The organism is Oenococcus sicerae, assembly GCF_004102045.2.
In the GTDB taxonomy this organism is placed as follows: Bacteria; Bacillota; Bacilli; order Lactobacillales; family Lactobacillaceae; genus Oenococcus; species Oenococcus sicerae.
Genome location: NZ_CP029684.2, coordinates 841,443 through 860,112 on the forward strand (window position 1 = coordinate 841,443; position 18,670 = coordinate 860,112).

An 18,670-nucleotide genomic window follows, 5' to 3' on the forward strand; every position below is an offset into this window, starting at 1 on the left:
TCGCTAAATAAAAGGACACAAATATGAATAATTCATTAGCAAAACGGAATAATCAGGGCTGGCTATTTATCTTTCCAGCCTTGCTGCTGCTGACCTTGTTTCTTTTTATTCCGGCAATTTTATCCATTTATTATTCTTTAACAAATTATTACATGCTGGCACCCCAGGCTAGAAAATTTATTGGTCTGCTTAATTACGTTAATTTGTTAAAGGACCCAATTTTTTGGACAAGCGTTAAAAATATTGGCCAATTTGTCCTGCTTGTCATGCCGCTACAAGTTGGTACTGCATTAGGTCTGGCTCTGATAGTTCGTAAGAAACGGCCATGGAATACTTTTTTTAAAGTTGCCTTTTTTGCTCCGGTCGTTGTCTCTCTAGCGGTCACTTCGGTGCTGTGGCTGTACATTTTAAATCCTGAACAAGGGATCTTAAACAGTATGCTGTTAAAAATCGGTATTAAAGCTCAGCCTTTTTTAACGAGCCCGAGACAAGCGATGTTTGCCATTATTGGTCTTTCTGCCTGGCAGGGAGTTGGTTATCAAATGCTGATTTTTCTTGCCGGCTTGCAGAATATTCCCAATGAACTTTACGAAGCTGCAAGAATTGATGGTGCAAATAAATGGGAAAGCTTCCGCCATATTACTTTAGCGATGCTGAAGCCGACTTCTCTTATGATTTTGACGACAACTTTTATCGACGCTTTTAAGCTGATTATCCAGCCTATGGGCATGACACAAGGCGGGCCGCTGAACTCAACGATCACACCTGTTTATTATATTTATCGAACCGGCTTTACAGATCGGCAGCTTGGCTATGCCAGTGCTATGAGTGTTATCTATGGCTTAGCGATCATCATCTTTACGATTATTCAGCGCCGGATCACAGGTGCGGGGGGCAGCCAGAATGTCTGATCATCCAAAAAAATTTGCATTGACGATCATTAGTACGATTTTGATTACGCTATTAGCATTTTTATTTCTATTTCCATTAGTGTGGATGATTGCCTCTTCATTAAAGCCTGAAGCTGAAATTTATAAAAACATGGATAGTTTTAGAGCCTTTCTGCCTTCTTTTAATATCGATCAGTGGGGAGATGCTTATAAGAATTTGTTATCTCGTTTTACTGTTTTGACTTATATTTTAAATAGCCTTTTTTATGGTTTAAGTGTGACTGCTGGTTCGATTTTAGTGAATTCTTTAGCGGGATACGGATTTTCTAAATTTAAATTTAAAGGACAGAAATTTATTTTTGGTCTCTTAATTGCGATGCTGGTCATTCCTGGGGAAACCATTATTATCCAAAAGTTTCAGATCGTCAAAGCGCTTGGCATTTTAAACACACCATGGGCGGTTATTTTTCCATCGCTTGCTGCACCTTTTTATATTTATATGTTTAAAAATTTCTTTGACGCAATTTCTAATGATGTGGTTGAGTCTGCTGAAATGGAAGGAGCTGGCAGTTTTATGATTTATTGGAAAATTATGTTGCCAATGGCCAAGCCAGCCATTGCAACTGTCGGGACTTTGTCATTTATCGGCAGTTGGAATGACTATATTTGGCCTCTGATGGTTTTAACTGATTCCAGCAAATTTCCTTTACAGGTGGCTATTACGAATATTAATAATACGGTGCCGGTCTATATGAACCAAGTGATGGCGATTTTGACGATTTCGACCCTACCGCTAATTATTGTTTATTTGTTCTTCCAAAAATATCTCGTTCAAGGTCTGGGCGTCTCAGGAACTGGTGAAAAATAATGAGTCTTATATTGTCCAAAGCAACTAAATATATCAAAAGTAATTTTCGTGATTCCTCTGATCTTTACCGACCTGAATTCCACTTCTCGGCGCCGCTTGGCTGGCTAAATGACCCTAATGGCCTAATTTTTTTTCAAAAACAATTTCATTTATTCTATCAATATAATCCCTATGCAACAAAATGGGGCAACATGCACTGGGGTCATGCGGTGAGTATGGATTTACTACATTGGCAGAATCTAATGCCGGCTTTGGCGCCAGATGAAGATTACGATCGTTCCGGGGCTTTTTCCGGGTCGGCGATCGAAAGAGGCGGTCTTTTGTATTTGATGTACACGGGTCACGTTGTTTTAGCTGATGGCAGTGTGACCGAAACACAAAATATTGCCTATTCGCTTGATGGCCTTAATTTTAAAAAATATGAAAAAAATCCCGTAATCGCAGCAGACAAATTACCCGAAGGCGCATCGCGATCCGACTTTCGTGATCCTAAAATCATACATCACGATGGCCATTATTATGCTGTCATTGCTTCCACGACTCACGCTCAAGGACAAATTTTATTGTATCGATCTGATGATTTATTGGATTGGCAATATTTCTCGACAATTTTTTCAAATCGCCCAGAGTTAGGTATGATGGCTGAATGCCCTGATCTATTTCAATTAGATGATCAGTATGCACTGGTTTTCAGTGCGATCGTAGGTCCGGATCTGCCTAACGCAGTCTATTTAGCTTTAGGCGATCTGGATTGGTCGACTGGCCATTTTCAATTGAACAAAATTAGTATTCTTGATCAGGGTCAGGACTTTTATGCACCACAATCTTTTTCCTACCAAGGCCAAAGGATTATGATCCCTTGGTTGCGAAACAACGATCTAGTGAACTATTTGTCGGACGAGAAACACAGCTGGAATGGCCAAATGGGCATTCCTCGCGAACTTTCGCTGGCTAATGGTGCTTTAATCCAGAGGCCAGTATTGGAACTTGGCCAAAACGAATCCAACAGTCCTTTTAGTCTGAGTTCAAAACATTCGATCTTTTTTTTGGATACTTTGATTTTAAATTCAAATTCCGGTTTAGCTGTAGGTGATCGACTTTTACTTACGGGCGGTCAAGAAAAAATTGAGTTAAGCCGTCAAACAAATAGCGATTATGAACTCAACTTGACACTTGTTTCCAGTAAACGCCGTATCAATATCATGAGCACCTCTGATAAGGATCAAGTTCTTATTTTATTGCTGGACCGGTCATCTTTGGAGTTATTTATTGACAACACCGGTGTGGCTAGTGTTGTACTGTACCCTGAGCGGCCTTGGGAGAAAATCAGTTACTTTGGTACAAGCAAATTTACCGGACGAATCATTAATTTGGAAAATATCAAATAAATTTTAATGAATAGGTGATTCCGTTTGCTAATCCGACCGATCGGTTATAAGCTGGAAGTAAGGAAAGAAGGACTGGCCTATTACATTCGGAATATATGATATCAAAAATGATTGGTTTATTAATGAACAAACACATAATTTAAAGTCGCCGCGCAAACAGTTTGCAAGTATTGAGCAGGCTTCGGATTTTGCCAATAAATATTTTAAAGATAGCAAATATGCAGCGCTCTACAGTATTTATGAAATTAAAGACTGATTAGATATCGCCAAACACCAGCAAATAATGTTGGTGTTTTTTTAATTTTCACATTGTTTACTTTTTAACAAGCACTCTGTAAAATAAATAGATAGGATACGGAGGTATTCAATATGACAGATCGTTTGAAAAATAAGGTGGCTATCGTAACCGGCGGTACGCTGGGAATCGGCTTATCGATCGTTGACTTATATTTAAAAGAAGGGGCTAAAGTTGTCTTTACTGGACGACGCCAGGCAGTTGGCGAACAGGCTTTAGCAACCTTAGGCAATCCTGCTAACACTAAATTCGTGGTTCACGATGCCTCGGATGAAGAAGGCTGGAAGAAGCTATTCGCTGATACGATTGCTGAATTCGGTAAAGTTGATATTTTGGTTAATAATGCCGGTATTGGCGAGGCTGGCGATGTTGAGCACACTGACTATGCGCAGTGGCGCCGGACTATGGACATCAATTTAGATGGCGTTTACTTTGGTACGCACTATGGTGTGATCAATATGAAGAATCCCAAAAGTGGTGATGCTTCGATCATTAACATGTCGAGTATTGAGGGGCTGGTGGGTGATCCAGACCTATTTGCCTATAATGCAACCAAAGGCGCATTACGAATTATGAGTAAGTCGGCAGCGTTGTATTGCGCACGCAATGATTACAACTTGCGTGTGAATACGATTCATCCAGGCTACATTAAGACGCCACTTGTTGAGAATTTGGATGGTGCTGAAGCTGCCATGAGTGATCGGACCAAGACGCCATTGGGACATATTGGCGTACCTGATGACATCGGTTGGCTAGCTGTTTATCTTGGCTCGGAAGAATCTAAGTTTGCAGTCGGATCTGAATTTACGGTTGATGGCGGCTACACGGCTCAATAAGGTCAAAATAATCAATAAAAAATCCGTTTCCCAAAATTACTACAGGAAGCGGATTTTTTTGATCCATGTCTCAGAAAGCTTGGAATAAGTGATCGATTTGTTTGAATTCATCATCGCTTAAATGTACATTCAAGGCTTTGACATTGTTTTGGACTTGCTCAGCTTTATGAGCACCAGGGATCACAACGCTGATCGCTGGATCAGCAATGTACCATGCTAAGACAGTTTGTGCGATGCTTGCTTGTTTACGATTGGCGATTTCTTTGATCTCAGCCAAAGCATTGATAATTTTTGTGTAGTCTTCAGCTGCAAATTGCTTAAACTGCGACTGATCCTTTTCATCATATTTCCCAGTCAAGAGACCTGATGCTAATGGGAAATAAGGCACGAAAGAAATATGGCTGCTTTGCAAATAGGGCATTAATTCTTTTTCGGCGTTGCGGTGTACCAGACTGTAATTGTCCTCAACGATATCAACTTGATGGTCTTTATTGGCTTCTTTGACTTGAGCCAACGAAAAATTGGAAACACCGATCGCGCGAATCTTACCTGCCTTTTTTTCATCAACCAAGGCAGCAACAGCCTCGTCTTTCGGCGTACTATCATCTGGAAAGTGAATATAAAAAATATCAATATAATCAGTTTTCAAACGTTTTAAGGCACTGTCAACAGATTTCTTTAAGAAATCAGGCTGATTATTTGGGCGCAGATCGTTGGCTGGGTCCTGAGCAGCTTTGGTAGCGATGACGACTTTGGAACGGTCATAATCCTTTAAAACATCGCCGATCAATTCTTCAGATTTACCCAAACCATACATATAAGCAGTATCCAGCAGTGAAATATTTTCTTGTAGAGCGGTTTTGATGATGTCTGTGCCGTCGGAGTCAGCCAAACCCGCAAATAAATTGTGGCCGCCGACTTTGTTTGTCCCGAGGCCTAATTTACCGGTCTGAACGTCGCTATTGCCAATTCTAATTTCTTCAGTCATTTAATGTCCTCCTAAAAGATGATCACTTATTAATTATAAGCAAATATCAATGGACAGATGTTTTCTGAAAAATTTTTATTAATCAGCCAGCTTAACTTTTAATTCAGCGGTTGTAGCTTCAAAACCAAAAATCGGACCATCAGCTTGAATTGCAAAACTTGTGGCTAGTGGACCATCATCATAAGCATCAAAACCGATTTGATCGATCAAAGTCATCACTGTTTGTTTGAGCGGATCATCACCGGCAACTGGAATAGCAGTTCGGTCTAAAGCGCCTTTTGTTCTAACGAGACTGGGAAGGTCTTTGACGCCAAAACTATTAAACGCCTTCACCACTTTAGAACCCTTGAAATAGTCTGCGACGAATTGTGAACTGGCGATCTCGTGGTCGATAAATTTAACTAGATGGCCATCACGTTGAGGAAAATAATTTGTTGCATCTATCACATTTTGCCCTTGCAATAAATGATCGTCTAAATTAGTAATGCTATTAAAAGGAATTGCCAAAACAACTAAGTCTTGGTCATTGACAGCATCTGTCAGATCGCCTGCTGTCACATTTTTCCCAAGTGATTGCACGATTTCTGTCAAACTATTCTTGCCATGACGATTGGTCAGTGTCACAGTGTGCCCAGCTTTCGCAAATAAACGGGCTAATGCTTGTCCAACATTTCCGCTGCCGATAAAACTAATTTTCATGTCGATACCTCCTAATGAAGAATAGTTACATTAATATTAACTTTGTAACACAATCTATGATACTCCTGCTTGTGACTTGTTACAATCATATAAGAATAGTATTATTTTAAAGAGGTTATTAAATGATTACTGATGCGCGACTCAAAAGACGAGAAGAAATTTTAAATGCCGCTCAACAGGTTTTGTTTGATCATGGTTCCGAAAAAGTATCTCTAAAAGCTGTTAGCGAACAATTAGGATTAACACACGCTGCAATTTATCGCCATTTTCGTGACAAAGATGATCTTTGGTTTTCATTAGCACAGCATTGGCTGCTGGGTACTGAAAATCATTTAGCGGAATTATTGAAAACACCGGCTGTCAGCCGAATCGATCAGCTGCATACTTGGCTGAATATGTTATCGCAAACCAAGCAAGACACAAATCGTGATCATCCTGAGGTTTTTCGTCTATATACGGATATCGTGTCTGACCATGAAGAAATTGAAAAGGAACATTTGCAAAATTTACAGCAGCAATTATTTGGCCTGTTTCAAATTACTGAACCCAAAGAGACAGATATTGCCCGAATGCAAGCTATTTTAGACGCTTTTAGTTTTTTTTATGATCCACGATATAAAAAACTATGGGATAATTCGCAGATTCGTGTTCGCCAGGAGAATGTGTGGCAACTGACAGCACCGCAGATAAGGAAATGGTTTGATAGTTAATTCTCAGTGAACGATCTTTATTTGATCGTTTTTTGATTGCTTTATTTCGCGAAATGGATTGACAATTTTCGAGATGATGTTATATTAATTAATTGAGTGGTCAATGAAAAAAGAAGGCCTTTAAAATGAAAAACGCAACAAAGGGTGATTTGCAAAAAGAAAAACTGCTAGCAGCCGCGCGGAAATTATTTGCTGAGAATGGTTATGAAGCAACTTCGACTAAGAAAATCAATCAAAGGATCGGGGCCGCTGACGGCTTGCTTTACTATTATTTTCCAGCTGGTAAGAAGCAGCTCTTAAATGAAATAATCAAGCAGACGACAGATAATAAGACCTTGGCCTTTAACAAGCAGTTTGATCAATTAACTGGCGCTGAATCAATCCAAGAGACCTTGATCAAAGTGTTTCAAATCATTTGGAATATTTTGACCAAGGCTGAAAATTATGAAACACTTTTGATCACGGTTCGAGAACGTGCTGTGATCGAACCAGAACAAATAAATTGGTTACTACGATTAGCCGATAGGATCGAACAAAAAATTGCTGATTATCTCAGACAGCAGATCATGGATCAAACACTCATTGACAACGACCCTGGCCTTATGGCTGAATTAGTCTTATCAGTTTATGAAAGCTGTATTTATCGGCAGCTCATTCTGGCAGACAAAAGGAATTTTACCAACGAGGTTGCTCAAACTTTGAGCGAAGAAATAAATTTGCTTGTTAAAGGATGGCAGCCAAATTCGCCAAGGTTAGCTCACTCATGATCGAAAAAAAGGAGGTGCCTTATGAAAGTCGCCACAGCAAAAGAACCTGAAGGAAAAAGTTTAGATGAGATTAATGGCAGTATCAAAGTTCCTCAAAATGCCGGTTTTTGGCGGACCTTGCTTGCCTACACGGGGCCGGGCGCACTGATCGCTGTTGGCTATATGGACCCAGGCAATTGGATAACTTCTATTGGTGGTGGTGCCCAATTTAAATATGTTCTACTCTCAGTTGTTCTTTTATCTAGCTTGATCGCTATGCTGCTTCAGTCGATGGCTGCGAAACTGGGGATCGTCACTGGCAAGGATCTGGCCCAATTGACTAGGGATAAAACTTCTAAAAGAGTTGGGTTTATTTTATGGGTCATTACAGAATTAGCCATCATGGCGACTGACATTGCAGAAATTATTGGATCCGGCATTGCCTTGGAATTATTATTTGGTATTCCACTGATCGTTGGTATTCTGATCACATCTGCTGATGTTTTGCTGCTATTGGTTTTAACAAAATTAGGTTTTCGAAAAATAGAAGCAATCGTGGCGACGTTAGTTGCAGTCGTTTTGCTGGTTTTCTCGTATGAGGTTATCTTGTCACAGCCGCACGTTCCGGAAATCTTAAAGGGTTTCGTACCAAATTCTAAAATCGTCACGAACACATCGATGCTGTACCTTGCATTAGGGATCGTCGGCGCGACGATTATGCCGCATGATCTTTATCTTGGTTCATCAATTTCGCAGACACGCAGAGTCGATCGTTCTAATAAGAAAGAGATCGCCAAAGCGATTCGTTTTACGACGATTGATTCCAATATTCAATTAACCATTGCCTTTGTCGTTAATTGTTTGCTGCTGGTTTTGGGAGCTGCTTTGTTTTATGGCACAAACAGCAGCTTGGGCCGTTTCGTTGACTTATTCCGAGCTTTAAATGATAGTCAGATCGTTGGTGCAATTGCTAGTCCGCTGCTAAGCATGCTGTTTGCGATCGCGTTGCTAGCTTCCGGGCAAAGCTCGACGATTACAGGAACGCTGTCAGGACAGATCATTATGGAAGGTTTTATCCACTTGCATATGCCTTTATGGGCGCAGCGTTTGCTGACTCGTTTGATATCAGTCACACCGGTTTTGATTTTTGCGATCATTTATCACGGTAATGAGGCCAAGATCGAAGAGCTGCTGACTTTCTCTCAAGTATTTTTAAGCATCGCTTTGCCTTTTGCCGTTGTTCCTTTGGTCATTTTTACAAACGACGAAAAATTAATGGGTGAATTCAAAAACCATACTTGGGTCAAATGGGTCGCATGGATCGTGACGGCAGTGCTGATCGTTTTGAATATTTATCTCATCTGGCAGCTTGTAGCATGATTGTGATACCTCGTGGAGGGGCTAAGAGAGCTGGTGTGTTAGTTGAAAAAAATGAATAAAAATCTACAAGCTATCACGGCTGCCGGTCTATTATCCTTTATTGGCATTTTGGTTCAAACATCATTGAATGTCACGTTCCCGACTTTGATCCAGCAGTTTCACGAGTCTTTGAATACGGTACAGTGGTTGACGACCGGCTATTTATTAATGGTCACGATCACCATGGGCAGTTCAGCCTATCTGCTAAAACGTTTCTCGGCGAGAAACATCTTTATTTTGGCGATATCAGCCTTTGTGCTCGGAACTTTACTTTGTATTTTTACAGATAACTTTATTATCCTCATGATCGGTCGCTTATTTCAGGCAATCGCGACTGGGCTTTCGACACCCTTACTGTTTCAATTGATTTTTACGACCTTGGCAGCGGAATATTTAGGCACTTATACTGGTCTGGCCAGCATGATCATCTCATTGGCACCGGCTTTGGGACCAACTTACGGGGGTCTATTAAATACCTATCTGAATTGGCGTTTTATTTTCTGGATCGCTTTGCCCTTAGGCTTTATATCGCTGCTTTTAGGTATCAAGACAATTAAACTGCCACACGTAAAAGAACATGTGTCCTTTGATTTTTTCGGTTTTGTTCTGCTGATCTCGATCTTCACAGGCTTTATTTGGTCCTTTAATCAAGCTGGCAAACATGGATGGCAGAGCCCATCCTTTATCGGATTTCTGCTGATCAGTTTGGCCTTGACCGTTCTATATGTTGTGTACAACCAGCATAGCAAACGTCGGCTGCTGGATTATTCGATTTTAAAACAAGCACAGGTCCGTTTGGGTGCCTTTAACTTTTTTGTACTCCAATTTGCAAATGTCGGCAGTTGTTTGGTAATTCCGTTATTTGCGGAAAATGTTTTGAAAGGCAATGCTTTGGTAGCTGGTTTTCTATTATTTCCAGGGTCAGTCCTAGGTGCTTTTATGTCGCCAGTGGCTGGTCGCCTATACGATCGACAAGGTGCTTTTAAGCCGTTAGTACTAGGTAATGGTTTGCTATTAATCAGTACGATTCTACTTGCCTTGCTATCTGATAAATTGACATTGCTTAGTTTGACGCTGTTATACTGCTTGTTGCGCTTAGGTTTCACATTCAGTTTTGGCAATGTTCTGTCAGAAGGAACCACTTATGTTGCGGCCGAACAGAAGGCTGATTTGAATTCCTTATATAATATGTTGCAACAGTATGCCGGCTCGATCGGGACTCAGATCATGGCAGCATTTATTTCTGCCAGCGAGCTATCAGCTGGTCAAGACATCCGCCTTGCAACGCTAAAAGGTTCGCAAATTGATTTTTGGCTGCTAACTCTGTTGGCATTATTGGCCCTGATAACCGTTTACTATGAACATTATTTGACTCAAAAAAAAATCGCAAAAGTTAATTCGCTTTGAATTTTGTGTCCAAATCGCAAAAGTGTGTGAAACTTAATCTATGAAAGTTACTAATCCTAAATTAATTATTTCTGCTGTCGCTAAGAAGCAATATCCAGAAGGGAATTTACCTGAAATTGCTTTTGTCGGTCGTTCCAATGTTGGTAAATCATCTTTGATCAACACGCTATTAGCACGCAATGGCTTGGCACATACCAGTGGTCAACCCGGTAAAACGCAAACTTTAAATTTTTACAATATTGATGAAAAAGTTTTTTTTGTGGATGTACCGGGTTATGGATATGCCAAAGTCAGTAAGGCACAGCGTGAACAATTTGGCGCGATGGTGGAAGAATATCTCAGCAGTCGAGACCAGCTAAAAGGTGTCGTCAGCTTGATGGATGCTCGTCACGAACCGTCCGAAGATGATAAATTAATGTACCACTGGCTGGAGTATTACCAAGTGCCGATTTTAGTTGTTGCGACTAAAGCAGATAAAGTGGCTGCCGGCAGATTTAATGCCGTTGAATCACGCATTAAAAAAAGCTTGAACTTTGATAAGGACACTTCCGAATTGATTCTGTTTTCAGCTACTAAGAAGTTTGGCAGCGAAGAAGTTTGGCAATGGCTTGAAAAAAAAGCAGATGTTCACTAATGGCTGCCGGCCTGATTATTTGGATATTGGTCGGTGTTTACGGAATTCTGATGTTATTAGCAGCTTTTTCTCAGCAAGCTAGGAAAACAACGACTTTATTTGATGCTTTAGCTGCTTTTTCTCTGATTTTTGCAGCTTTGATCGGGATTTTGCAGCATAACTTTTTAGCCGCCTTTTGGATGACTGCACTCGGATTTATCTTGGTCTCGCTAGCTGCTTTTATTCAAGGCAGGCAGACTAGTTTGCACTGGCGGCACCATGTTGTTCGTGGCGTATTGGAAATGATCGTTTTGATTCTGCTCTATTTCTTCTTGAAAATTTAAATAACCAGCTTGCAAAAAGGCTTCTGATCATGATGAGGTCTTTTTTTGTATACGAAAAAATAAAGATTAAAAATTAATTGTGATAATTGCCGCTTTAATGAATTTTTTTATTGAAAGCGTTTCCATGTAACGTTATAATTTAGTTATTAATTCAGGAAGGGGTGGTAGACATCATACACATAATACTTGTTAGTCATGGTGATTTTGCCAAAGGATTAAAGACATCCTTAGCAATGTTTGTTGGAGATAAGATTGATCAAATTATTGCAGTTGGTCTGAAGAACGGGGAGTCAGCTGATCAGTTTGCAGAGGATCTGCAGCTACCGTTGGCAGAAATTAACAACGATGATTCTTTGATCGTTTTAGCAGATATTATTGGCGGCAGCCCATTAACGACTTTGTGCAGTGCCTTGTCTAAGATGGGCAAACTAGACGAGGCGACCATATTAGGCGGTGTTAATTTGCCAATGGCTCTAAATGCTGTTTTACTAAAGGACAATCTCAAAGGTGAGGATTTTATCAAAACAGTCTTAGGCGAAGCACAGTCGTCTTTGCGAGAATTTAAAGTAACCGCAAACGATGAAGATGATGACATTTAACTTTAAAAAAAGAAGGAATTACTATGACGGTATCATTTGTAAGAATTGATGATCGAATGATTCATGGCCAGACAGTCACGCGGTGGGCTCGAGAATATCCTTGTGATGGTCTGATTGCTGTGAATGACACTGTGGCCAATAATGAAGTTTTGAAACAAGCTTATAAAGCTGCATCTGATAAAAAAACTTTTGTTTGGACCTTGGATGCTTGGAAAAACAAATGCCAACGCGTTTTGGAGTCGAAAGATAACTATTTTTTGATTACAAAAAATCCCGTTGACATGAAAAAAATTTTAGTTGATCAAGCTTTTGTTCCGAGTGATGTTAAGGAAATTATTGTTGGACCTTGTAATGATCGTCCTGGGACAACGAAACTTGGCAATAACCAATCGATCACACAAGAAGAGGCTGAGGCGATCGAAGCAATCGAGCAAGCTGGTTATAAAGTCAAATTTCAGCTTTTACCAGATGTTTCGATTGGCTATTGGGATAAATTCAAAGGCAAGTTTGGATTCTAAAAATGTATGATGTTGAAAGGAAAAAAATGTTATGACGATTAGTTGGTTACAAGCTTCAATTTTGGGTCTCTTTGCTTGCTTATCATCATTGCCTGGAATGGCTGGTACTTCAATTGGTAACTATACTTTGGGTCGCCCGTTGGTTGGCGGCTTGGTCTGTGGAATTGTACTAGGTGATATTAAGCTGGGGATCATGGCTGGTGTTGCGATGCAGTTGGTCTATATCGCTTTAGTCACACCAGGCGGCACTGTCTCAGCTGATGTCCGTGCTATTTCTTATATTGGTATTCCCTTGGCCATGGTGGCTATTCAGTCACAAGGCTTGTCTGCAACTTCTGTTGCAGCTAGCAGCTTGGCTAAGTCAATGGGCACTTTGGTTGGCACGATCGGAACCGTGTTGTTCTATGGAACAGCGACCCTAAACTTGGTTTGGCAGCATATGGGCTGGCGAGATGTTGAAAAAGGTGAGTTTAAAAAACTCTATGCTGTCAACTGGGGCTGGCCATGGATTTCGCATTTGCTCTTCTCCTTTGTTCCAACGCTAGTCATGGTTAAGTTAGGTGCTGTCGCTGTCACGGCGATGAAGACTTATCTGCCAATGGACGGCATTCCAATGAAGACACTATTTACGGTTGGTTCTTTACTACCCTGTGTCGGACTTGCTATCTTATTGAAACAAATTGTTGAAACAGCAGCTGATTTCGTACCATTCTTTGTTGGGTTTACGCTATCAGCTTCACTATCTTTGAATTTGGTATCTTCCGCTGTTATTTCATTGATCTTTGCCCTGCTATTCTATAGCCTTGAAATGGCAAAAGGTTCAAAAACTGTCCTACCTGCTGGCGGACCGACAAGTGGTTCTGGCAGCAGCAGTGATGATGACGATGAGGAGGACATTTAAAATGGAAACAAAAAAAATTAGTCAAAAAACTTTAATGAAGTCTTTCCATCATTGGTATTACGGTAACTTGACATGTTTCTCGCAAGAACATATGCAGACTTTCGGTTATTTGACTTCAATGCTGCCGATCGTTGAAGAGCTATATGATAAAAAAGAAGACCAAGAAAAGGCCATGCAGACTTATACAGCCTTCTTCAACACTGAACCACAGATTGGAACACTGGTTGTCGGTATCACGGCTGGACTTGAAGAAGCCCGTGCTAATGGCAAAGAAGGTGTTGACAGTGAAACGATCAACGGCTTAAGAGCTGGTTTAATGGGACCTTTAGCAGGTATTGGTGATTCGATGATCGTCGGTACTTTGATCCCTGTCATTCTTGGAATTGCGTTAGGATTGTCCACTGGTGGTTCACCAATTGGTGCGATCTTCTACATTATTGTCTGGAATCTAATTGCCTACTTCGGTATGAAGTTTGCTTATTTTAAAGGTTATCAATTAGGCGATAAGGCAGTTAGTTTCTTGGTCGGGACTCAAGGAAAAGCAATCAGAAAAGCTGTTTCTGTTGTTGGTGGTATGGTTGTTGGTAGTGTTGCAGCTACTTGGGTATCGGTCACTACTTCCTTTGAGTTGAAAAATTCATCTGGTAAAGCATACTTGGTCCTACAAGACAAACTGGATGCTGTTTATCCTGGATTATTAACTGCAGGTTTCATTGTATTCTGCTGGTGGTTAATGGCTAAGAAAAATATTTCACCAATCAAAGTGATGCTATTGTTGCTGGTTATTGCTTTTGTTGGTGTACTAGTTGGCTTCTTCAACCCAGGACTGAAATACTGATCAAATTAAAAGGGGAAAGATCGTGGTGCAAAAAGATTTCGTGCAAGGTTATGAAACTGAAATTAAATATCAAAAACACATGATAGCTAATTTAGGCAGGTGGTTTACCTTGTTTTCCTTGATCACGGGCATTGCGATCGTCTTGCTCTACTTTTTCCATATTAATCGTTCTCTTATTTCGGTCGCTGCTATTGCGCTTTTTGTCCTTGGCTTACTGGGGATGATGCTCTTTGGCTATGGCATTTATAAAGGCCGCCAAAATGTTGGCAAAGTGATTGATGCTTTCGAAAACAAATTAGCAGCAAAAAATGCTCATTGATTCTAACTCGCTTTAAATGAATCACATTTTCAACGCTCATAATTCTAGATTTGTTCTAGATTAGGAGCGTTTTTTATTGCTATGCTGGTGGTATAATGGTAGCGCTTACTATAGGAAGGGCTGGTTATTGATTATGGAACCTTTATTTCTGAAATCATATTTTCAAGCAAAAATTTGGGGCGGTCGAAAATTAGAAACAGAATTCGGTTATGAATTGCCAGCCGGAAAAATTGGCGAATGCTGGGCGATTTCTGCTCATCCGCATGGTCCGAGTACTGTTTTAAATGGTCCTTTAGCCGGCTTGAATTTAGCTGAGGCTTATACCCAGCACCCGGAGTATTTTGGTAATCCCAAAAGTAAGGTGTTTCCGCTGCTGACAAAAATTTTAGATGCTGAAGCCAGTCTATCGGTCCAGGTACATCCAGACAATGATTACGCTGAGGCTCATGAACATGAACTCGGTAAGACTGAGTGCTGGTATATTATCAAAGCCGATCCGGATTCATATCTGATTTATGGCCATCACGCAAAGTCACGAGCTGAATTAGCTGACTGGATCAATCAGGGTCAGTGGGAGAAATTATTGCGCAAAGTACCTGTGAAAACAGGTGACTTTATCTATGTGCCGAGCGGGACGATTCATGCCTTGAATAAAGGCATTTTAGCTTTAGAAACGCAGCAGTCTAGCGACACGACTTATCGTTTGTATGATTATGATCGCGTAGATCAAGCGACCGGTCAAAAACGTGCACTGCATTTGCAGCAGTCAATTGACGTGACAACCGTACCTTTTAAACAACCACGACTGAATATTCAGAAAAAGCAACTTGGTGCGTCTGAAATTACTAGCTATGTGCAGCCGCCTCTGTCACCTTTTTTCAGTGTTTGGCAGTGGGATATTCATGGCGAAGTCATTGGCCAGCATGAACAAGGGGCGTACACATTAGCTTCTGTGATCAGCGGTAATGGCAGTATTAAAGTTGATCAACAAGTATTTCCTTTACAAAAGGGCCAGCATTTTATTTTGCCAGCACAGATTTCGCAGTGGATATTGGATGGCAATATGCAGATCATTGCTTCTGAATCAACTGAAAATTAAAGCTGTTTAGAAAATAGTTTTATCAGCCAACCACAGCAATGTGGTTTTTATTTTTTATGAGAACGTTTCCAAAATGATGGACATGATGTTATAATGGAAGCGTTTACAGGAACATCTATTTTTTAACTGTTCTCAATTAAGGGTTTTTATGTAAGTGGAGGGGGTACTTATGAAGAAAATTTTCAAGATAATCGTTGCATTAGCTGGCGTTGTTATCTTGGCAGCAGTCACAATTTCAATGTTTATCACTAGTGGACCAAATACTAGCGGCAAAACTGTGATTCAATTATTTTCAACAAAAACTGAGAATGCCGCGACCTATAAAGAACTTATCAAAAAATTCGAAAAGGCGAATCCAACGATCAAAGTTCAGCTTTCTTCGCCTTCAAATGCCGCGACTGTTTTAAAGACTGATTTGGCCAAAAATACTTTGCCAGATGTGATGGCAGTTGGTGGTGATACGACTTTTACATCCTTGCAAAGTTCTGAAGGTCTTCGGAATTTAGCTAATGAATCTTACGCTAAGAAAACACTGCCGGCTTACCGCAAGATGATCACGAGTCTTTATTCACAAAAGGGTCTTTATGCTGTCCCTTATGCCACAAATGCTTCAGGGATTATTTACAACAAAGATTTATTCAAAAAAGCTGGTATTAGCACTACGCCTAAGACCTGGAACGAGTTGATCGCTGATGCCAAGCTGCTTAAATCAAAAGGCATCGTCCCTTTTGAATCAGCGTATAAAGATACTTGGACGACAATGGCTGTTTGGAATCAGATTACGTCAAATAGCATTCCGTCCAGTTGGATCACGAAACGTCTTAAAAATCAGACTACTTTTGCTGCAAGTCACCAGCAAGTGATGAGCAAATTTTTAGAGATCACGAGCTATTCGCAATCTGATTATATGGGCACCTCTTACAATCAGGCTAATATCGATTTTGCCAAGGGTAAGGTAGCCATGATCGTGAATGGCAATTATGAAATTCCAGCATTCACACCTTTGAATTCTAAAATTAATTCGGATATGTTTATGATGCCGATCAGCAATAATCCAGCTGACAACAAAGTGACTTCTGGTGTCGATGTTGCTTTTGCAATTGCAAAAGTTTCAACGCATGTGTCAGCTGATAATAAACTAGTGGCTTTTTTAATGGAAAATAAAAATGCCGAAATCTATAACAAGGAACAGTTCTCATTTTCAGCTATCAAAGGAGTGAAACAAACAAGTCCTTTGGTTGCCGGAATCACTGATCAAGTTAATAAAGGCAATGTCATTAATTATCCGGATCACTATTACCCAGCCGCGCTGGATATGACACAGGTCTTGACTCAAGCTGGCCTAAACGCAGCTAATCATATGGCTCTGAATACAAATATCGCTAAATCGTTAAAACATGCAGATTCATTGTTTAACGCCGCTAATGTTCAGGAGAAATAATATGAGACAAGCTAAGAAAAAAATAAATTTCACTTATTATGTGATGGTCGTGCCTATGGCACTCTTGTTCTTCGCCTTCCACACAATTCCTTTCCTGCGTGGTGTCTTTTATAGTTTTACTGATTGGAAAGGCTTTGGCAGCTGGCATTTTGTCGGTCTGAGAAACTATGGCTATATGTTTACCAATTCGAATATTGGCAGCGCTTATGCTTTCACTTTTAAATTTGCGATCGCTGCCACGATTTTGGTCAATGTGATCGCACTTTTGATCGCACTGGGGCTGACGAGCAAAATTAAATTTCAAAATACCTTAAAGGCAATTTATTTTCTGCCTTATATGCTTGGCACTTTGATCGTTGGTTTCATTTTCAACTTTGTTTTTGGCAACATGCTGCCGAGTTTGGGTAAATTTTTACACTGGGGATTTCTGGAAACGAATATTTTAGGTACCAGCCATGCTTGGATCGGTATTCTGATCGTCACAGTCTGGCAAGGGCTAGCCTTTAATACCTTAATTTATATGTCGGGTCTGCAGTCGGTCAGCCCGGATCTTTATGAAGCTGCTTCTTTAGATGGTGTGACGCCTTGGCAGAAGTTTTGGAAGATCACTTTTCCTTTGATCGCACCATTTTTCACGATCAATTTGGTTTTGTCAGTCAAGGGTTATTTGATGGTCTTCGATCAGATTATGGCCATGACCAGCGGCGGTCCGGGAAACAGTACTACTTCGATCTCTGTGTTGATTTATAACCAAGGCTTTCAAGGATCGCAATTTGCGATTCAATCAGCCAATGCGGTCATGTTGTTTATCATCGTGGCTGCGATTTCCTTATTCCAGCTGAATGTACTGAATAAGAGAGAGGACCGGATCGAAAACTAATGCAAACAGTAAATGAGTCACTTAAAGTAACGAAAACAAGGCCATCAAAACACATTAACTACACGGCAACAGCCGTCTTGGCGGTTCTAGGTATCTTTGCGATCCTTGGCCCGCTGTATATTACCTTGATGATCGCGGTCAAGAATCCGTCTGACATGACAAACGTCCTCTCTTGGCCTAAACAATTTAACTGGAGCAATTTCACAAATGCTTGGCAGATGACAGACTTTCCTACGATGTTTAGAAACACACTCTTTATTACGGCTTGGACGATTATCTTTACGATCATCACGAATTCAGCCGCTGCTTATGCAATCACAAGAAATCGCGGACAAAGCAAATTTTTTAATGCTTTGTATTATTACTTCATCTCAGCAATGTTCATTCCCTTCAATGTGATCATGCTGCCTTTGGTGCGTGAGGTGTCATCAATGCACATGGACAATGATTTTGGTATTACTTTTCTGTACATTGTCTTCGGTATGCCGATGAATATCTTCTTGTATTCTGGTTTTGTTAAACAAATTCCAGTCGCACTTGAAGAAGCCGCTGTCATGGATGGTGCTAAGCCCTATCAGGTCTTCTTTAAAGTCATTTTTCCGTTAATGATGCCGATGCATGCGACCGTGGCGATCCTATCATTTATGTGGACTTGGAACGATTTTCTCATGCCTTTAGTCTTACTGAGTGATCCTAAACAGCAGACTTTGCAGCTGGCACAATATGTGTTCCAAGGCCAATTCTCAACAAATTACAATTTAGCCTTTGCTTCGTATGTGCTTGTATTAGCACCGGTCTTGATTATGTATGTGATTTTTCAACGTTTCATCATCTCTGGTGTCGTCTCTGGTGCCATTAAAGGATAAATCAAA

General features: G+C 40.4%; 21 protein-coding genes. 19 read left to right on the forward strand and 2 right to left on the reverse strand.

Going from position 1 to position 18,670, the window contains the following annotated elements:
- The first annotated feature begins 23 nt into the window (after positions 1–23).
- The 4 genes from DLJ48_RS04265 to DLJ48_RS04280 all read left to right on the forward strand — a co-directional run bounded on the left by DLJ48_RS04265 (position 24) and on the right by DLJ48_RS04280 (position 4,277).
- On the forward strand, positions 24–911 hold the full coding sequence (locus tag DLJ48_RS04265; RefSeq protein ID WP_128686238.1) for a carbohydrate ABC transporter permease: 888 nt from the start codon (positions 24–26) through the stop codon (positions 909–911).
- On the forward strand, positions 904–1,758 hold the full coding sequence (locus DLJ48_RS04270; protein ID WP_128686240.1) for a carbohydrate ABC transporter permease: 855 nt from the start codon (positions 904–906) through the stop codon (positions 1,756–1,758). Before DLJ48_RS04265 ends, DLJ48_RS04270 begins: the two co-directional genes overlap by 8 nt.
- Complete coding sequence (locus DLJ48_RS04275) at positions 1,758–3,146, forward strand: glycoside hydrolase family 32 protein (protein ID WP_128686242.1); 1,389 nt, start codon at positions 1,758–1,760, stop codon at positions 3,144–3,146. Before DLJ48_RS04270 ends, DLJ48_RS04275 begins: the two co-directional genes overlap by 1 nt.
- Positions 3,147–3,515: 369 nt before the next feature.
- Positions 3,516–4,277, forward strand: a complete 762-nt coding sequence (locus DLJ48_RS04280) for an NADP-dependent (R)-specific alcohol dehydrogenase (protein WP_128686244.1) — start codon at positions 3,516–3,518, stop codon at positions 4,275–4,277.
- A 70-nt stretch (positions 4,278–4,347) separates the two neighbouring features.
- On the opposite strand, the gene DLJ48_RS04285 is transcribed toward DLJ48_RS04280, so the two are convergent.
- Positions 4,348–5,265, reverse strand: coding sequence for an aldo/keto reductase (locus tag DLJ48_RS04285; RefSeq protein ID WP_128686246.1), 918 nt, complete (start codon positions 5,263–5,265; stop codon positions 4,348–4,350).
- A 78-nt stretch (positions 5,266–5,343) separates the two neighbouring features.
- Positions 5,344–5,964, reverse strand: a complete 621-nt coding sequence (locus DLJ48_RS04290; protein ID WP_128686248.1) for an NADPH-dependent F420 reductase — start codon at positions 5,962–5,964, stop codon at positions 5,344–5,346.
- Positions 5,965–6,086: 122 nt separating this feature from the next.
- Here DLJ48_RS04290 and DLJ48_RS04295 point away from each other — a divergent pair, with 122 nt between their 5' ends.
- The 15 genes from DLJ48_RS04295 (at position 6,087) to DLJ48_RS04365 (ending at position 18,664) form a co-directional block, all read left to right on the forward strand.
- Positions 6,087–6,674, forward strand: coding sequence for a TetR/AcrR family transcriptional regulator (locus DLJ48_RS04295; RefSeq protein WP_128686250.1), 588 nt, complete (start codon positions 6,087–6,089; stop codon positions 6,672–6,674).
- 125 nt (positions 6,675–6,799) lie between these two features.
- Entirely contained in the window at positions 6,800–7,441 is a 642-nt protein-coding gene (locus DLJ48_RS04300) for a TetR/AcrR family transcriptional regulator (protein WP_128686252.1), read from the forward strand.
- 21 nt (positions 7,442–7,462) lie between these two features.
- Entirely contained in the window at positions 7,463–8,800 is a 1,338-nt protein-coding gene (locus DLJ48_RS04305; protein ID WP_128686254.1) for an Nramp family divalent metal transporter, read from the forward strand.
- Positions 8,801–8,851: 51 nt separating this feature from the next.
- Entirely contained in the window at positions 8,852–10,246 is a 1,395-nt protein-coding gene (locus DLJ48_RS04310) for a DHA2 family efflux MFS transporter permease subunit (protein WP_128686256.1), read from the forward strand.
- Between the two features lie 40 nt (positions 10,247–10,286).
- Positions 10,287–10,880: a ribosome biogenesis GTP-binding protein YihA/YsxC gene (gene yihA / locus DLJ48_RS04315; protein ID WP_128686258.1), complete on the forward strand. Its 594-nt coding sequence runs from the start codon at positions 10,287–10,289 to the stop codon at positions 10,878–10,880.
- Positions 10,880–11,203: a hypothetical protein gene (locus DLJ48_RS04320; RefSeq protein ID WP_128686260.1), complete on the forward strand. Its 324-nt coding sequence runs from the start codon at positions 10,880–10,882 to the stop codon at positions 11,201–11,203. Before yihA ends, DLJ48_RS04320 begins: the two co-directional genes overlap by 1 nt.
- Before the next feature lie 170 nt (positions 11,204–11,373).
- Positions 11,374–11,802, forward strand: coding sequence for a PTS sugar transporter subunit IIA (locus DLJ48_RS04325; RefSeq protein ID WP_128687082.1), 429 nt, complete (start codon positions 11,374–11,376; stop codon positions 11,800–11,802).
- Between the two features lie 23 nt (positions 11,803–11,825).
- A complete protein-coding gene (locus DLJ48_RS04330; RefSeq protein ID WP_128686262.1) occupies positions 11,826–12,320 on the forward strand; it encodes a PTS sugar transporter subunit IIB in 495 nt (164 codons plus the stop codon).
- A 31-nt stretch (positions 12,321–12,351) separates the two neighbouring features.
- Entirely contained in the window at positions 12,352–13,221 is an 870-nt protein-coding gene (locus DLJ48_RS04335; protein WP_128686264.1) for a PTS mannose/fructose/sorbose/N-acetylgalactosamine transporter subunit IIC, read from the forward strand.
- 1 nt (position 13,222) lies between these two features.
- Complete coding sequence (locus DLJ48_RS04340) at positions 13,223–14,059, forward strand: PTS system mannose/fructose/sorbose family transporter subunit IID (RefSeq protein ID WP_128686266.1); 837 nt, start codon at positions 13,223–13,225, stop codon at positions 14,057–14,059.
- A gap of 22 nt (positions 14,060–14,081) precedes the next feature.
- Entirely contained in the window at positions 14,082–14,378 is a 297-nt protein-coding gene (locus tag DLJ48_RS04345) for a DUF202 domain-containing protein (RefSeq protein ID WP_128686268.1), read from the forward strand.
- A gap of 130 nt (positions 14,379–14,508) precedes the next feature.
- On the forward strand, positions 14,509–15,477 hold the full coding sequence (manA, locus tag DLJ48_RS04350) for a mannose-6-phosphate isomerase, class I (RefSeq protein ID WP_128687083.1): 969 nt from the start codon (positions 14,509–14,511) through the stop codon (positions 15,475–15,477).
- Between the two features lie 169 nt (positions 15,478–15,646).
- The gene (locus DLJ48_RS04355) at positions 15,647–16,918 is read left to right on the forward strand and encodes an ABC transporter substrate-binding protein (protein ID WP_128686270.1); all 1,272 of its coding nucleotides are present in this window, start codon (positions 15,647–15,649) and stop codon (positions 16,916–16,918) included.
- The gene (locus DLJ48_RS04360; protein ID WP_128686272.1) at positions 16,902–17,798 is read left to right on the forward strand and encodes a carbohydrate ABC transporter permease; all 897 of its coding nucleotides are present in this window, start codon (positions 16,902–16,904) and stop codon (positions 17,796–17,798) included. The genes DLJ48_RS04355 and DLJ48_RS04360 overlap by 17 nt, the downstream gene beginning before the upstream one ends.
- The gene (locus tag DLJ48_RS04365) at positions 17,798–18,664 is read left to right on the forward strand and encodes a carbohydrate ABC transporter permease (protein ID WP_128686274.1); all 867 of its coding nucleotides are present in this window, start codon (positions 17,798–17,800) and stop codon (positions 18,662–18,664) included. The genes DLJ48_RS04360 and DLJ48_RS04365 overlap by 1 nt, the downstream gene beginning before the upstream one ends.
- The last annotated feature ends 6 nt before the right edge of the window (positions 18,665–18,670 follow it).

Coding starts and splice junctions, on each gene's coding strand:
- DLJ48_RS04355 (WP_128686270.1), top strand. CDS start 15,647: ATGAAGAAAATTTTCAAGATAATCGTTGCATTAGCTGGCGTTGTTATC.
- DLJ48_RS04280 (WP_128686244.1), top strand. CDS start 3,516: ATGACAGATCGTTTGAAAAATAAGGTGGCTATCGTAACCGGCGGTACG.
- DLJ48_RS04335 (WP_128686264.1), top strand. CDS start 12,352: ATGACGATTAGTTGGTTACAAGCTTCAATTTTGGGTCTCTTTGCTTGC.
- DLJ48_RS04330 (WP_128686262.1), top strand. CDS start 11,826: ATGACGGTATCATTTGTAAGAATTGATGATCGAATGATTCATGGCCAG.
- yihA (WP_128686258.1), top strand. CDS start 10,287: ATGAAAGTTACTAATCCTAAATTAATTATTTCTGCTGTCGCTAAGAAG.
- DLJ48_RS04360 (WP_128686272.1), top strand. CDS start 16,902: ATGTTCAGGAGAAATAATATGAGACAAGCTAAGAAAAAAATAAATTTC.
- DLJ48_RS04365 (WP_128686274.1), top strand. CDS start 17,798: ATGCAAACAGTAAATGAGTCACTTAAAGTAACGAAAACAAGGCCATCA.
- DLJ48_RS04270 (WP_128686240.1), top strand. CDS start 904: ATGTCTGATCATCCAAAAAAATTTGCATTGACGATCATTAGTACGATT.
- DLJ48_RS04310 (WP_128686256.1), top strand. CDS start 8,852: ATGAATAAAAATCTACAAGCTATCACGGCTGCCGGTCTATTATCCTTT.
- DLJ48_RS04290 (WP_128686248.1), bottom strand. CDS start 5,964: ATGAAAATTAGTTTTATCGGCAGCGGAAATGTTGGACAAGCATTAGCC.
- DLJ48_RS04305 (WP_128686254.1), top strand. CDS start 7,463: ATGAAAGTCGCCACAGCAAAAGAACCTGAAGGAAAAAGTTTAGATGAG.
- DLJ48_RS04285 (WP_128686246.1), bottom strand. CDS start 5,265: ATGACTGAAGAAATTAGAATTGGCAATAGCGACGTTCAGACCGGTAAA.
- DLJ48_RS04300 (WP_128686252.1), top strand. CDS start 6,800: ATGAAAAACGCAACAAAGGGTGATTTGCAAAAAGAAAAACTGCTAGCA.
- DLJ48_RS04320 (WP_128686260.1), top strand. CDS start 10,880: ATGGCTGCCGGCCTGATTATTTGGATATTGGTCGGTGTTTACGGAATT.
- DLJ48_RS04275 (WP_128686242.1), top strand. CDS start 1,758: ATGAGTCTTATATTGTCCAAAGCAACTAAATATATCAAAAGTAATTTT.
- DLJ48_RS04340 (WP_128686266.1), top strand. CDS start 13,223: ATGGAAACAAAAAAAATTAGTCAAAAAACTTTAATGAAGTCTTTCCAT.
- DLJ48_RS04295 (WP_128686250.1), top strand. CDS start 6,087: ATGATTACTGATGCGCGACTCAAAAGACGAGAAGAAATTTTAAATGCC.
- DLJ48_RS04265 (WP_128686238.1), top strand. CDS start 24: ATGAATAATTCATTAGCAAAACGGAATAATCAGGGCTGGCTATTTATC.